This is a genomic window from Mesorhizobium shangrilense (genome assembly GCF_040537815.1).
Taxonomy (GTDB): Bacteria; Pseudomonadota; Alphaproteobacteria; order Rhizobiales; family Rhizobiaceae; genus Mesorhizobium; species Mesorhizobium shangrilense.
This window is the reverse complement of the sequence record NZ_JBEWSZ010000018.1, coordinates 1-12,116: the sequence shown is the minus strand read 5'-3', so window position 1 is coordinate 12,116 and position 12,116 is coordinate 1. Positions and strand designations below refer to the sequence as shown.

14 protein-coding genes and 5 pseudogenes are annotated in these 12,116 nt (G+C 58.5%); 9 read left to right on the top strand and 10 right to left on the bottom strand.

Translation table 11 applies throughout. The annotated features are described in order from the left end of the window. Nucleotides 1–57: 57 nt before the first annotated feature. Both ABVQ20_RS39575 and ABVQ20_RS39570 read right to left on the bottom strand, forming a co-directional pair. Nucleotides 58–1,170 (bottom strand): ABC transporter substrate-binding protein, encoded by a 1,113-nt coding sequence (locus ABVQ20_RS39575; protein WP_354465223.1) that lies wholly within the window; start codon nt 1,168–1,170, stop codon nt 58–60. A 539-nt stretch (nt 1,171–1,709) separates the two neighbouring features. After that, nucleotides 1,710–1,830: pseudogene (locus tag ABVQ20_RS39570) on the bottom strand (IS5/IS1182 family transposase); the annotation flags it as partial. Nucleotides 1,831–2,375: 545 nt separating this feature from the next. Between ABVQ20_RS39570 and alr the strand changes: the two are divergent. The 4 genes from alr to ABVQ20_RS39550 all read left to right on the top strand — a co-directional run bounded on the left by alr (nt 2,376) and on the right by ABVQ20_RS39550 (nt 5,266). Next, complete coding sequence (gene alr / locus ABVQ20_RS39565) at nt 2,376–3,527, top strand: alanine racemase (protein WP_354465221.1); 1,152 nt, start codon at nt 2,376–2,378, stop codon at nt 3,525–3,527. Next, on the top strand, nt 3,433–4,434 hold the full coding sequence (locus ABVQ20_RS39560) for a DMT family transporter (RefSeq protein ID WP_354465242.1): 1,002 nt from the start codon (nt 3,433–3,435) through the stop codon (nt 4,432–4,434). Before alr ends, ABVQ20_RS39560 begins: the two co-directional genes overlap by 95 nt. Before the next feature lie 82 nt (nt 4,435–4,516). Further along, the gene (locus tag ABVQ20_RS39555; protein ID WP_354465219.1) at nt 4,517–4,648 is read left to right on the top strand and encodes a hypothetical protein; all 132 of its coding nucleotides are present in this window, start codon (nt 4,517–4,519) and stop codon (nt 4,646–4,648) included. Between the two features lie 294 nt (nt 4,649–4,942). Continuing rightward, nucleotides 4,943–5,266, top strand: a complete 324-nt coding sequence (locus tag ABVQ20_RS39550) for an HAD hydrolase-like protein (protein WP_354465218.1) — start codon at nt 4,943–4,945, stop codon at nt 5,264–5,266. 268 nt (nt 5,267–5,534) lie between these two features. On the opposite strand, the pseudogene ABVQ20_RS39545 reads toward ABVQ20_RS39550, so the two are convergent. The 8 genes and pseudogenes from ABVQ20_RS39545 to ABVQ20_RS39515 all read right to left on the bottom strand — a co-directional run. Then, nucleotides 5,535–5,906 (bottom strand): annotated as a pseudogene (locus ABVQ20_RS39545) (transposase); the annotation flags it as partial. 26 nt (nt 5,907–5,932) lie between these two features. After that, nucleotides 5,933–6,169, bottom strand: coding sequence for a helix-turn-helix domain-containing protein (locus tag ABVQ20_RS39540; protein ID WP_354465216.1), 237 nt, complete (start codon nt 6,167–6,169; stop codon nt 5,933–5,935). Further along, a complete protein-coding gene (locus ABVQ20_RS39535; protein WP_354465215.1) occupies nt 6,142–6,753 on the bottom strand; it encodes a hypothetical protein in 612 nt (203 codons plus the stop codon). The genes ABVQ20_RS39540 and ABVQ20_RS39535 overlap by 28 nt, the downstream gene beginning before the upstream one ends. Next, the gene (locus tag ABVQ20_RS39530) at nt 6,728–7,777 is read right to left on the bottom strand and encodes a recombinase family protein (RefSeq protein WP_354465240.1); all 1,050 of its coding nucleotides are present in this window, start codon (nt 7,775–7,777) and stop codon (nt 6,728–6,730) included. Before ABVQ20_RS39530 ends, ABVQ20_RS39535 begins: the two co-directional genes overlap by 26 nt. Nucleotides 7,778–7,860: 83 nt before the next feature. Beyond that, nucleotides 7,861–7,998: a hypothetical protein gene (locus tag ABVQ20_RS39525; protein WP_354465213.1), complete on the bottom strand. Its 138-nt coding sequence runs from the start codon at nt 7,996–7,998 to the stop codon at nt 7,861–7,863. Then, complete coding sequence (locus ABVQ20_RS39520) at nt 7,982–8,155, bottom strand: hypothetical protein (protein ID WP_354465212.1); 174 nt, start codon at nt 8,153–8,155, stop codon at nt 7,982–7,984. Before ABVQ20_RS39520 ends, ABVQ20_RS39525 begins: the two co-directional genes overlap by 17 nt. 73 nt (nt 8,156–8,228) lie before the next feature. Then, nucleotides 8,229–8,468, bottom strand: a pseudogene (locus ABVQ20_RS40710) (DUF5372 family protein); the annotation flags it as partial. Then, a pseudogene (locus ABVQ20_RS39515) lies at nt 8,455–9,134 on the bottom strand (IS110 family RNA-guided transposase); the annotation flags it as partial. The pseudogenes ABVQ20_RS39515 and ABVQ20_RS40710, both read right to left, overlap by 14 nt. Nucleotides 9,135–9,321: 187 nt before the next feature. Between ABVQ20_RS39515 and ABVQ20_RS39510 the strand changes: the two are divergent. The 5 genes and pseudogenes from ABVQ20_RS39510 to ABVQ20_RS39490 form a co-directional block, all read left to right on the top strand. Further along, nucleotides 9,322–9,672: a transposase gene (locus ABVQ20_RS39510; protein WP_354465209.1), complete on the top strand. Its 351-nt coding sequence runs from the start codon at nt 9,322–9,324 to the stop codon at nt 9,670–9,672. Continuing rightward, the gene (locus tag ABVQ20_RS39505; RefSeq protein ID WP_354465239.1) at nt 9,621–10,310 is read left to right on the top strand and encodes an IS3 family transposase; all 690 of its coding nucleotides are present in this window, start codon (nt 9,621–9,623) and stop codon (nt 10,308–10,310) included. Before ABVQ20_RS39510 ends, ABVQ20_RS39505 begins: the two co-directional genes overlap by 52 nt. Beyond that, nucleotides 10,225–11,598 (top strand): IS30 family transposase, encoded by a 1,374-nt coding sequence (locus ABVQ20_RS39500; protein ID WP_354465207.1) that lies wholly within the window; start codon nt 10,225–10,227, stop codon nt 11,596–11,598. The genes ABVQ20_RS39505 and ABVQ20_RS39500 overlap by 86 nt, the downstream gene beginning before the upstream one ends. 13 nt (nt 11,599–11,611) lie before the next feature. Further along, nucleotides 11,612–11,932, top strand: coding sequence for an integrase core domain-containing protein (locus tag ABVQ20_RS39495; RefSeq protein ID WP_354465206.1), 321 nt, complete (start codon nt 11,612–11,614; stop codon nt 11,930–11,932). A 61-nt stretch (nt 11,933–11,993) separates the two neighbouring features. After that, nucleotides 11,994–12,116, top strand: a pseudogene (locus ABVQ20_RS39490) (transposase); the annotation flags it as partial.

The window sequence follows — 12,116 nt, the reverse complement described above, 5'->3', positions numbered from 1 at the left end:
TTAACGCCCGCGTCCTAGAATGCCGCTGCGGCTATGCTTGCCGCAGCGGCAGGCGGATCACTTTGCCAAAACTGCCTGGCAGCGTTCGATCGCGTAGTCTAGGTTGGTTTTGCCATCGGGTCTGGACTTTGACCACCACGCGTAGTCTTGGGTAATCTGCTTCTCTCCGATCCCAGGCGCTCCAGGCAAGTTCTCGGCGAGTTCTTTTGGAATGAGTTTGTATGCGTCTTTGTTCACAACGCCATAGGGAATCGCTTCCGCAAACGCGGCCTGTGCTTCTGGACGCGCAATATAGGCGAGGAACTTGGCCGCGTTTACTTGGTTGGGGGAGCCCTTCACGACCACCCAATCATCATACTGCAGGAGAGATTGATCCCAAGACAAAGCCACCGGTGCGCCTTGCTTCTGCAAGCTGGTAATTCGACCATTCCAGGCCGATCCCATATCAGCTTCGCCGTCGATAAGACTCTGCGGAGCCAAACCACCCTCGTCCCATCCCCACCAGCGTCCGACGTTGGGAGCAATCTGCTTTAGCTTGGCAAAAGCGCGATCAAAGTCGAGCGGATAAAGTTTTTCCGGCGGAACGCCGTCACCCAAGAGCGCTCCTTCGAGCAACCCGCCGTAAAGGGTATTACCACAATTCGGAAGGGCCCGCTTCCCCGGGAACTTCGCTACGTCGTAAATGTCGACCCAGTTTTCGGGATGCTTAGTGCCTTGCGGGTATTTTATGGTGCTATACGTAGGAACGACAGAGTAAGTGTGAGAGCGAAATGAATATTCACTTCTCGCCTCTTTGGGGATGCCTGCCAGCGTTTCCTTCGCAAAGTAGCTGTAATCGATCTTGTCGACAAACCCTTTGTCGACCCAGTTCGGAACTTCACCTCCGCTGACAAACGTCAGGTCAGCTTCAGGCTGTCCAACCTTTACCGAGGCCATGAGCTTCGCATTTGTTGCTGGAACCACCACTACTTTGATGCCGGTATCACGCGTAAATGGCGCGAACCACGCCTTCATTCGGGCATCATCAAATGCCCCTCCGCCGCCAGTCGTGGTGACAAGTTCGCCCGTCCCCTTGAGGTTTTCGGGAATTTCATCTGAGAGTGCGGCAGCTGGCAACGATGCCAACAGAAGCGCCGCACCGACTGCAAGCTTCATGGTTGTGATTTTCATTGGTCATTCCCCTGATTTTATTGGGTTCACTCCCGGTTGCGTTCATTGTGTCGCGACGACGGGAGCGTTGCACGCGACACATCGGCCTTTGCTTCTTCCCTCCACTGCTGTTTCGAACTTATGTCTCGGTTAGCTCCAGATCCCCGCCGGTATGCATCCAGGCCATTGTCTGTCGGCAGATAAGCACCGCCGATCAGGACGCTTTAACCAGCTGCAGACCGCATGCGCGTATGGGTTAGGAAGTTTGTATCGGTCTCGAACCGTTCGTCCGATTCACGGGTAACGTCGTAGCATTCGATCCAACCGTGCTCGGGGGCCAGTCGCTCTCGATGTCCCTCTTCCGAAAAAACTGGATGAGGTTTGATCGGGGCTGCGGGGCGCAACATGGTTATGGTTCCCTGATTGTGTTATATCATTTGTTCATTGCACTATATCATTCTCACGAGATGGCGCAATATAAAAAAATTCGCGTCTTCAAATAAGGAATGGCGGAAAAACGGACCTGATCTCCTTGAAGTCGCTGAGAAGGGGTCAGCCGCGCCATCGGCGAAGACGTGGGCGCAGCCACAGCCAACGTTCGAGGATGGCCTTCAGGACAGCTGGCGCGCCGTCGCGGTCCTGAATGTCGGCGGCATGGACGACGAGCCCGACCAGCAGGCCGCGCGCGATGACTGTCGCTATTTCGCGGCCTTGCGAGCCTTGGGGTGCGGTTATGGCGACTTTTGCAGGTTTTCCGCCTGCTCGGAGGCTTTCGTATTTTGCCTTTAGTGTCTGAATCGGTATGTTTGCGATGACGATCCAGGCTTCGGCGGAAGCGCAATCATGCGAAAGCTTGTCGTCCTCGCAAACGCGCTCATCAGGGACGACCGAAAATGGGCTCCAGACATTCCTTGACCAAGACGGATACTCTAGTTGCCGATGAAGTTGTACAGTGGCGTTCGCAAGGATGGAAGGAGAGTTCTGTGAATTTTATGTTGCACTTGTAAAACAATTGCAATATACATTTTACATTATATTATAATATGGCCACTATCCCGGAAGCAATTTCTCTGTTCTTCTCTGTCTATAACGCGCCTACGGCTGATACTCGCTGATGTGTGGCAGGAGGTATGGAGTGAGGCTGAGCGATGCAACGGTCTACATGCCTCCCGGCGAATTTGCGGTGCTTCGAAAGGCGGGCAGCCAGGGAAAGTGGAGAGTAAGACATGCTGACCTCGGTACGGCCTGCTGATGTTATATTCGAAATCAATCTCAGCGCGATTCAGCCGAACTTTCATACCATCTCGGCCCTTGTTGGTCCGCAGGTAAGGGTAGCTGCTGTCGTCAAATGCGACGCCTACGGACTTGGTCTCCTGAGGGTTGCAGGCGCGCTCATTGACGCCGGGTGTGATCTGCTCTTCGTCGGCAATCTGCACGAAGCGCTGCTTCTGAGGTCTTCCCATACGGGCGCGGCAGTTGCGGTTCTTTGCGATGAGTTTGCGAGGTATGGCGGAGACTATCGATCGAACGGCCTCATACCCGTTGTGAACAATTGCTTTGAACTGGATGCCATTGGCACCGCAGGGGATCCGCAAGCCTACTTTCTCAGCATAGAGACCCGCCTCTCTCGCCTTAGCCTCGCTTTCGACGACCTTCGGCGCAAGTATCTTTCTGGGTCCTTCAAACAGCATCCACCTTCGGTCGTGCTCAGTCACCTCGCATGCAGCGAACGCGTTGGGGACGCAATGAATATGCTGCAAAGGAACCGCTTTCTGGCGATGTCAGATGTGCTTAAACCCACACTTCGCAGCCTCGCAGCCTCCGCCGGTTTCTGGCTAGGTACACCCTATCATTTCGACATAGCACGGGTTGGCTCAGCATTGTATGGACTCAACAATGCCGGCATTCGACCAAATCCTCTAAAGCCCGTTGCCAGCCGCAGGGCGAAAACACTCGACGTGCGCAAGGTGGCGAGGCGTAAGGCTGTTGGATATGGTGGCACCTTTCGCACGGCCCAAGCCAGCCGCATAGCGAGCGTCGGGATCGGCTACAAGCATGGCCTTCCATGGGGCCGCGCCAACAAGGTATCCGTCCGGCTCGCTGGATATTCTGCTCCTCTAATTGGCAGGATGTCCATGGAATACACAACGATTGATATTACGGATGTTCCTGAGGCGCTCTGTGGTCCGGGCAGCTGCGTAGAGCTGCTGGGCGAAGATCTCACCGTCGATGACCTTGCCGCAGCCTCTGGCATCTATCCACAGGAAGTGCTCACGCGGCTTGGTGTCGGTTGCGCGAGGCAAATGCGGGTCCTGGCCACGATCCGCGCGCCATCCCTGGCTGGAGCGAAGAGGCCCGACTGCCGTGTTTCTAGATAATTATACGAAAGGGCTTCTTTTTGTCACGATCTCTGCAGTCGCGTGGAGCACCGCAGGGCTGTTCGTTAGGGTCCTGCCACTTGACGCTTGGACAATTTTGTTCTGGCGCAGTCTGTTTGCAGCGGCTTTCCTGGCAATTCATCTCTTTGTAGATGGGCCAAGACATAGCCTCCGCCCAACAGGGCGAGGGATGATTGTTGCAGCTGCGTTGGCAATCGCCCTGCTAGCGTTCATCCCCGCTTGTCAGTTAACCTCGATCGCCAACGTAGCAGCCCTCTATGGGACGACGCCGGTCTTCACGGCCGTCCTGGGGTGGCTTTGGCTGGGAGAGAAAATTCGTCCTGCGACCATGTTGGCAATAGTAGCGATGGCTGCAGGTACCGGCGTGCTCGTCTGGGGCACAGGTCTAGACTCCGACTTTGTTGGCAACGCTCTTGCCGCCGCCATGACCTTCATGACCGCGTTTGTTGCTGTGTGTATCCGCCGGCATCGCGAAGAATCGCTTCTGGCTTCTGTCTGCGCGGCCAACGTTTTCGTCACACTGGTCAGCTTGTGCTTCGCTACGCCGCTATCACCAAGTCTGAGACATCTGGTATATCTTGCGCTCTTTGGCCTGGTGCAAGTGGGATTGGCTTTTGTGTTCTATTCGGCTGGCGCTCGTCGCGTTCCAGCTTCGCAAGCCTCCTTGATTGGAGCGCTAGAAACGCCGCTCGCGCCATTTTGGGTGTGGCTCGCATTCGGCGAAACACCCTCCCTGTCGACCCTCGTTGGGGGTGGGATCATTACCGCATCAACAGTTGGATACCTTCTAGCGATGGCCGGACTCGCGGCACGCCGTAACGCTGACGTTTGGCTGTCTCAGGAGTTTCAGGAAGGCGTGAAAAAAGGAGCTAAGCTCAATGAATAATTTGCAAGCGCCAATCATGATTGAAGGCATTGCGGCGGTCATAGAAAAGTATTGTGCCGTCGTTCTGGATCTATAGGGCGTATTGCACGACGGGAAAGTTGCCTTCCCTCACGCGATCGCTGCCCTGAACGCTTTGCGAAACAAGCAGCTTGATATCTGCCTCCTGTCGAACTCTACCCAAGGCGCTAGAAATTGCCTCAGACGACTGGCATAGAGCACTAGCAACTCGCTACTTCCATATCGGACCACCTGAGCTGGCGGGCTTGCTCCGGGGGTTAGATCGGTTCGAGGTCTTTTCACCTCGGGACGCCGACTTTATTTTAACCACCGGGGGGACCACTCAGCCGCCAGATGAAGTTGCGGCACTGTTGAAGGAATGTGCTTCGCGCAAACTTCCAATGGTCTGCGCGAATCCCGATCTGGTCGTTTTAGTTGGCGATCAACTTGTTGTTTGTGCGAGGGCGCTCGCTGAGCAATACGAAGCGTTGGGAGGGAATGTTTTCTACCATTGAAAGCCGTATCCATCGGCTTACCGACGCGCCCTGACCTCCTCGGCTACGAGAGACATGAAGTGCTCGCAGTGGGTGATTCGCTACGGACCGACGTTGCGGGTGGTCGAAACGTGGGTATGGACGTGCTCTTCGTCGCCAACGGCATACATAGGGACGCAGCTGGTGACTTGGGCGATAGGGCCTCCCTATGGGAGCATGAAAAAGCTGGGGGCATCACGCGGCCATTTTCGCCTCGTTCGGTGGTGGTCGCCGTTCCTTGCGGATTCCGACGTGAAGCCGGCCGCCATTCCGATCAAAGACCGGCCACCATTCCGATTTGAAGCCGGCCACCGTTCCGATTGTCAAACGGCCCTTTAATTGCGGGTAGTTGTCAATCCGGATCTCGCATTGCCATCGCCGGGGTCATGGTCCTTTCCGAGGTCGAATGCCTCATGATGATGTTCGGGTCGGGCGCCTCAACGTTTCCAACGAGATGCAGATGAACTGCTGTCAGCCGTTTGACCGAGGTCGCCGCAACCACCGTCCCGGCGGGGACATCACGAGTTCCGCGTTGATAGCAGCCCGAGAACTCGTTTGGGGTGGAGTCGACTAAACCATCTTTTCGTTACCCCACTCAAAGCTGGTGCCGTCAACCCAAATGCAATGAAGAAGAACGGCGATCTTGCGTGCCACCGCCACCTTCGCCTTCTTCAAGCCGATCCGTCTCGACAGACGCATCCCCCAGGCTTTCAGCGTGGACCATTTCTTCGTTCGGTGCAGGAGCACGCTGGCCGCCTCGTAGAGATAGGTTCGCAACAGCCGATCGCCCCAGCGTGAGACGCGGCCATTGATATCCGTTTCACCGGACTGCTTTCGTCGCGGAGTCAGGCCGAGATAGGCTCCTACGTTGGCGGCCGAGCGAAAGCGCGAGGGATCGTCGATTGTGTGGCGGAAGGTGAGCGCGGTCACCACGCCTGGTCCCGCGTCATAATGTCCATCTGGCTACGTTATTGAAAGTCAAGGGTCTTTTGCTCCGCACTTGGTGATGACGGGCGCCTTGAGTGCCTGACGCACTCGATCAGACGCGAATCTTCGATATCCCGTCGTTTGATGACCCATGGTGCGCCTTTGCAATATTGCTCGGCAGGAATGATGCCGGCGGCAATCTGGCGAAGGACCGTCGCGGAGCTCAGATTGAGCATCCTGGCGGCTTCAGTCAACGTGACTTCGCCGCGCTCGGCCATTCGCCATCCCTGTAGACCGCGATGCCGTGCGTGTTGCGGAAGCTCCGCACACGCGACTGCGACCATCCATTCGATCGACCTGTCCGCTTTCCTGCCCGGTTGAGTAGTCCGGCAATGGCCTTGTCGGGCATCAGTCGCGCGCAGGCGCGGATCAGCTCTACCGTCTCCGGCTCGACGGACCACCGCGTTTGACCCCGCCGGTTCTTTCTCACCATCAGGCGGGTATGATCGCCGCCCTGCCAATGCAACAACAGATGAATCTGGTCACCCTCGACGTGTGCCACGACCTCGCGCAACACGACCCGGATGATGCGCTTACGCGTGACGGCAGTGGCCGCTGGATGATGCCACGCGGCTTCCAGGTCGGCCCCCATTTGCAATAGGCGCTGGCGCTCCTCGGCGCTCAAAGCGGCCGGCCGCTGTCGGACCAGGGCCTCCAGTTCTTCCTCGAGTGCGCGTACGGTCGCGAGGGCGCCGTTCCACCGGCGCTCGAGTTCGTGAGCAACCAGACGATTCTCAGGGTCGACCGTGTCATACTGCCGGCGCGCTCTGGTTGCCTCATATCGCGCCTGTTCGAGCGCCAACTCGATCTGGCGCTGTTTTTCGCCAAGACTGATGCTCGCGCTGCGCGATCGCCTGGATGGCCGCTTCAACGCCGAGCGGCTGCAGCAACCGCACGATCTCGGCTCCCACCGCCTCGTCGACCCGTAATGCGCCAAACGAGATACAGGGATCACCGTCGGGAGTGCTCCGGGTCGCGTCACACTTATAGCGGCCGACATCACCCTTGGCGCCATTATAGCCAACAAGCAGCCGGCGGCCGCAATGACCGCAACGCAATAGCCCGGCGAGCAAAACCTCTCCCTTGCGCACCGGCCCGCGCACCATCATGCCCTTGCCGTTGGCATTGTCAGTAATCAGCCGTTGAGTCCTTTCAAAGTCTGCCCAGGGCAAATAGCCTTCGTGATGATCAACGAGCAAGACTGCCCAATCTGAGCGAGCTTTGCGACGGCCGCGCACGATTCGCTTGCGGCCATTTTCGATTATCGTCCGACTTCCGGTTCGGCCAAAGACATAAGCACCAGCATAAACAGGATTGGTGAGAAGGTTGCTCACCGTCGTGTAGACTGGAGGTTTCCATAGCACGTGCTGCTGTCCGGAGATCCTGGGGTTGATGTACGGCAGCGCTATCTGGTCACTGCGAAGCGATAAGAACACCTGGCGGATGCTCTGCATCTCGGCAAAACGGGAGAACACCAACCCAATCGCCTCGCGCACGCGCAGGTCGGGATCCCTTTCGATTTTGTCACAGCCCACTTTCACATAGCCGACGGCGACCGTGAAGAAGAGCTCGCCCCGTCGTGCTTTCTGCTTCAAGGCTTCCATCGAACGGGCCCGCAGGAGCGACAGTTCGAGCTCGCTCATTGTCCCTTTCATGCCCAGCAATAACCGATCGTTTGGATGGCGGGGTTCGTAGATGCCATCCTCATCGACGATCACCGCGCCAACCAGACCGCAAAATTCGATCAGCGTGTGCCAGTCGCGTCCGTTGCGCGCCAGACGCGACACTTCGATTGCGAACACAACACCGACACGGCCTTCACAGATCGCTGACAGCAGCTTCTCGAAGCCCGGACGACTGACGCCCGAACCGAGCGGCCAAGGTCGTCATCGATAACTGTCACATCCGTTCAGCCAAGAGCACGGGCGCGCTCGGCAAGACCATATTGACGCCGCCGGCTCTCATGATTGTTGGCAAGCTGGTCGACGGTCGATTGGCGGATGTAGATAAAGGCGCCGCGCGCCAGGTGGTCAGACGTGATCTTCATCGCCGGCCTCCGTCGCTGCGGCTGCGCCGCGTGCTTCCGACAGCAGCGCACTCACCAGTGGCAACAGCTTCGTCCGCTCGGCCGGTGCTATCGGTGCCGGTGGGGTCTTGGCCACGAAGAGATCGAGTTGGCGGTGACAGGATTGACGATGCTTCATGCTTGTCTCCTCCTTCGCAACGGGAATCGTCGCGTAGCAAGCTTAGACAGGCATCGAGCTTCAGACGAAGTTCGCGCAGATTTGTCAGTGGCAGACGGGGAATCTCCGTCACCATCATCGCCTCCGCACGATCCTCCGTCATCCAGATCGGCAACTGCACCAGGGTGCCGTCAGGCTGGCGGATGATCAGAGCGACCTCGTCACCATGGCGATTGCGCCCGGCAACAAAAACCGCTTCCCCGTAACGGGGATGAAATCGATAGCGGATAATCGCTTCACCCGACTGATAGCGGGCATTATGAAGTTGTTGCACCGATGCCGGGGACTGTCATCAGCCGGCGTGTGGTTTCGTCTTCACGAGCGAGATGCCGGACCTGCCGATCAAGCTTCTCCTGTTCACAGCAGACCCGCTCATGGACAGACAGAAGCGCCTGAACCAAAGGGCGAAGCGGATGGCCGTCAGCAACCAGTTCCCAAACCTTTCGCCGGAACTGTGAGCCAATCGATCGACTGAACTGCAGCCCATATTCCTTCAGCATGGACCGTGTCTGGTTTTCGAGATCGCGACGGATCTCGACAAGTCTTGACCGTGCGACGAGCATGGACCGGGTGGCCTGACTTTCTGCGCTCTTGACCCTCACTTCCCGATACCAGCCGACGCGAACCAGTTCGGCCAGGCCGCGGGCATCGTTCTCATCGCTCTTGTTCATTCGGACTGAAAGCGCTGCCTTTGCATGCCGAGCATCAAGGCAGACGACCGGCAACCCGACCCTTTTCAGCTCGTGCCAGAGCCAGCTGGACATGGCACCAGTCTCAAATCCGATGCGCTCGGCGTGAGGCGCACGTTTACGCAGCAACTCCGTCAAGGCTCCCGGATCGGACTTCGCCTTTCCCTGGAACACCGTCTTTCCAGCATCATCGACCACGCAGACGCTCGTCTCTCTCTCTGCGACACATCCAGTCCGACATATTGCTTCACTGCGGCCTCCTTGATCTCAATGGTCGGCGGCTTTTGCCGTCAGCCGAGTCTTCGTTCAAAGGAGCGACGGCAGCAATTACGTCATCGTTTCCAAAACTGACCCCCGATCTGGAGTGCGCCCCTCGGAGCGGACAGATTGACCAAGCAGAATTGACTTGGAAGCCGGGCTTTCGAAGGATGGAAGCCCATGATTGCTCATCGCGCGCACAGCATCGAGTTCAAACGTCAGGTAGTGCAAGAGTTCCTCTCCGGCGAGACGCTGCATGGTCTCGCCAGGCGACACAAGCTAGCGCGTAACCTGATCCGTATCTGGGTCCAGAAATACGAGGCCGGCGCCTTCGACGAGGATGTGGCGGCGGCCGAAACGATGCAGACCTATGAGGCGCGGATCGCCGCGCTGGAGCGGCTGGTAGGCCGGCAAGCCTTGGAAATCGAGTTTCTAAAGGGGGCTCTGAAAAGCGCACCACGTCCCAGAAGCGGGCCTACATCCGTGATCACCGGCCCCGCGGTGTCTGTATCGCTGAAGGATGCCGGCTGATGGGGATCGCGCGATCAACCTACTACGATCAGCCCGAAACCGCCGTGGATGACACAGCGCTCGTCGAGACGATGGGTGAGATCTCCGACAGCTTCGAAGCCTACGGCTATCGCCGCATGCAGGCGGCACTGCGGCAGCGCGGCATCGTCGTGAACCACAAGAAGGTCAGACGCTTGATGCGCGAGCATGATCTGCAGCCCAGGATCAGGCGACGCTTCATCGCCACCACGGACAGCGATCATGAATGGCCGATCTTCCCGAACCTGGCGAAGGACGTGACACTCGACGGCCCGAACCGGCTCTGGGTAAGCGACATAACCTACGTGACGATTGCGGCGGGCTTCGTCTACGTCGCGGTCATTTTAGATGCCTGGTCACGCAAGGTCGTTGGTTACGCCATCGGCCGGTCGATCGACGTGCGCTTGACCGTTGCAGCATTGAAGGCGGCAATCGAACGGCGAAAGCCACCGCCGGGCTGCGTCCATCACTCGGACCGAGGCGCGCAAGGCGGATTCAAGCGGTCGTCGCAACACCTGAACGAAGGAGGTTGCGATGGGCATTCGAAAGCGACGATCACACCGTTCTGGACGAGCGCCGTTGCCGTCACCGGGACGACCGCCAGTAGCGGGGCGATCTGAACTCCAGCGATTCTGGTTGGGGATAGCGCAGGGGATGACCAGGGAGGATGCTGCACTGGCGACTGGTATGTCGCAGCCTGTCGGAACCAGATTGTTCCGACAGGCGGGCGGCATGGCACCAGCGATGTTCAGATCTTCGACCAAGCCGCCGTCCGGGCGGTACCTCTCGTTTGCGGAACGTGAGGAGATCGCACTTCTTCGCGTTCAGGGCCTTTCGAGACGCGAGATCGGACGCCGACTTAGCCGATCCGCCTCGACCATCTCCCGCGAGCTACGACGCAATGCCGCGACGCGCAGCGGCGGCCTGGAGTATCGTGCATCGACAGCCCAATGGCACGCGGAGCGATCGGCCCGTCGACCCAAATTGACCAAGCTTGCGCTCAACACCACCTTGCGCACTTATGTGGAGCAGCGACTGGCCGGCGTGGTCATGACCCCGAGTGGCGCCGCCGTTCCTGGTCCCGCCGTTCCGTGGAAGGGCCGCCGGCATGGCCAGCGAAAGGATCGGCGATGGGCCAGGGCCTGGAGCCCGGAGCAGATTGCCCAACGCTTGCCGATCGACTTCCCGGACGAAAAGACGATGCGCATCAGTCACGAAGCCATCTATCAAGCCCTTTTCGTTCAGGGTCGGGGAGCGCTACGCCGCGAACTGTCGGCCTGCTTGCGAACGGGTCGCGTGCTGCGGGTCCCCAGGGCGCGCGTACGCAGGCGAGGCAAGAGCTTTGTCTCGCCGGAGATCATGATCAGTCAACGCCCCGCCGAAGCGGCCGATCGCGCGGTGCCGGGTCACTGGGAGGGAGACCTCATCCTTGGTCTTGGCAGCTCGGCGATCGGCACGCTGGTCGAGCGCACGACGCGCTTTACGATGCTACTGCATCTTCCCCGGCTCGCGGGGCATGGCGAAGCTCCGCGCATGAAGAACGGGCCTGCGCTAGCGGGACATGGAGCTGAGGCCGTGCGTGACGCGATTACGCGCACCATCATCACCTTGCCCGAAGAACTGCGCCGTTCGCTGACCTGGGATCAGGGAGCCGAAATGGCTCAGCACGATCGTTTCAAGATCGACGCGGGTGTCCAAGTGTACTTCTGCGATCCGCAAAGCCCCTGGCAGCGCGGCACCAACGAGAACACCAATGGGCTGCTGCGTCAGTACTTCCCGAAAGGCACCGACCTGAGCGTCCACTCCGCCGACGAGATCGCCGCCGTGGCGGCAGCCCTCAATACCCGACCGAGAAAAACCCTGGGCTGGAAAACGCCGGCGGAGGCGCTTGACGAGTTGCTGCCATGAGGACACACAGTCGATGTTGCGACGATCGCTTGAATCCGCCCAATATGCTGCACGCCTCTACCGCAATCTTCTCGCCGAGCACGATCTTATTGGATCGATGGGGCGGCGTGGCAATCCCTACGATAATGCGAAAGCGGAAAGCTTCATGAAGACGATGAAGGTCGAAGCCGTCTACCCGATGGCCTATGAAACCTTCACCGACGTCGCTGAGGATCTTCCCCGCTTCATCGATGAGGTTTACAACACCCGCCGATTGCACTCAGCGCTCGGCTATCTCAGCCCGCAACAGTTCGAGAACCAACACGCCCGGCAGATGGTCAAAACTACCGCTTGATCCTGTCCGCTCCGAGGGGCGCACTCCACTTATGGGGTAATTTTGCACACGATGACATAAGGGTGAAACGGATATCAATGGCCGCGTCTCACGCTGGGGCGATCGGCTGTTGCGAACCTATCTCTACGAGGCGGCCAGCGTGCTCCTGCACCGAACGAAGAAATGGTCCACGCTGAAAGCCTGG

What these genes read in the sequence shown, in the direction of transcription:
- ABVQ20_RS39510 (WP_354465209.1), top strand. Translation starts at nt 9,322, where the DNA reads ATGATTGCTCATCGCGCGCACAGCATCGAGTTCAAACGTCAGGTAGTG.
- ABVQ20_RS39520 (WP_354465212.1), bottom strand. Translation starts at nt 8,155, where the DNA reads ATGAAGCATCGTCAATCCTGTCACCGCCAACTCGATCTCTTCGTGGCC.
- alr (WP_354465221.1), top strand. Translation starts at nt 2,376, where the DNA reads ATGCTGACCTCGGTACGGCCTGCTGATGTTATATTCGAAATCAATCTC.
- ABVQ20_RS39540 (WP_354465216.1), bottom strand. Translation starts at nt 6,169, where the DNA reads ATGGCCGAGCGCGGCGAAGTCACGTTGACTGAAGCCGCCAGGATGCTC.
- ABVQ20_RS39575 (WP_354465223.1), bottom strand. Translation starts at nt 1,170, where the DNA reads ATGAAAATCACAACCATGAAGCTTGCAGTCGGTGCGGCGCTTCTGTTG.
- ABVQ20_RS39500 (WP_354465207.1), top strand. Translation starts at nt 10,225, where the DNA reads ATGGGCATTCGAAAGCGACGATCACACCGTTCTGGACGAGCGCCGTTG.
- ABVQ20_RS39525 (WP_354465213.1), bottom strand. Translation starts at nt 7,998, where the DNA reads ATGAAGATCACGTCTGACCACCTGGCGCGCGGCGCCTTTATCTACATC.
- ABVQ20_RS39495 (WP_354465206.1), top strand. Translation starts at nt 11,612, where the DNA reads ATGTTGCGACGATCGCTTGAATCCGCCCAATATGCTGCACGCCTCTAC.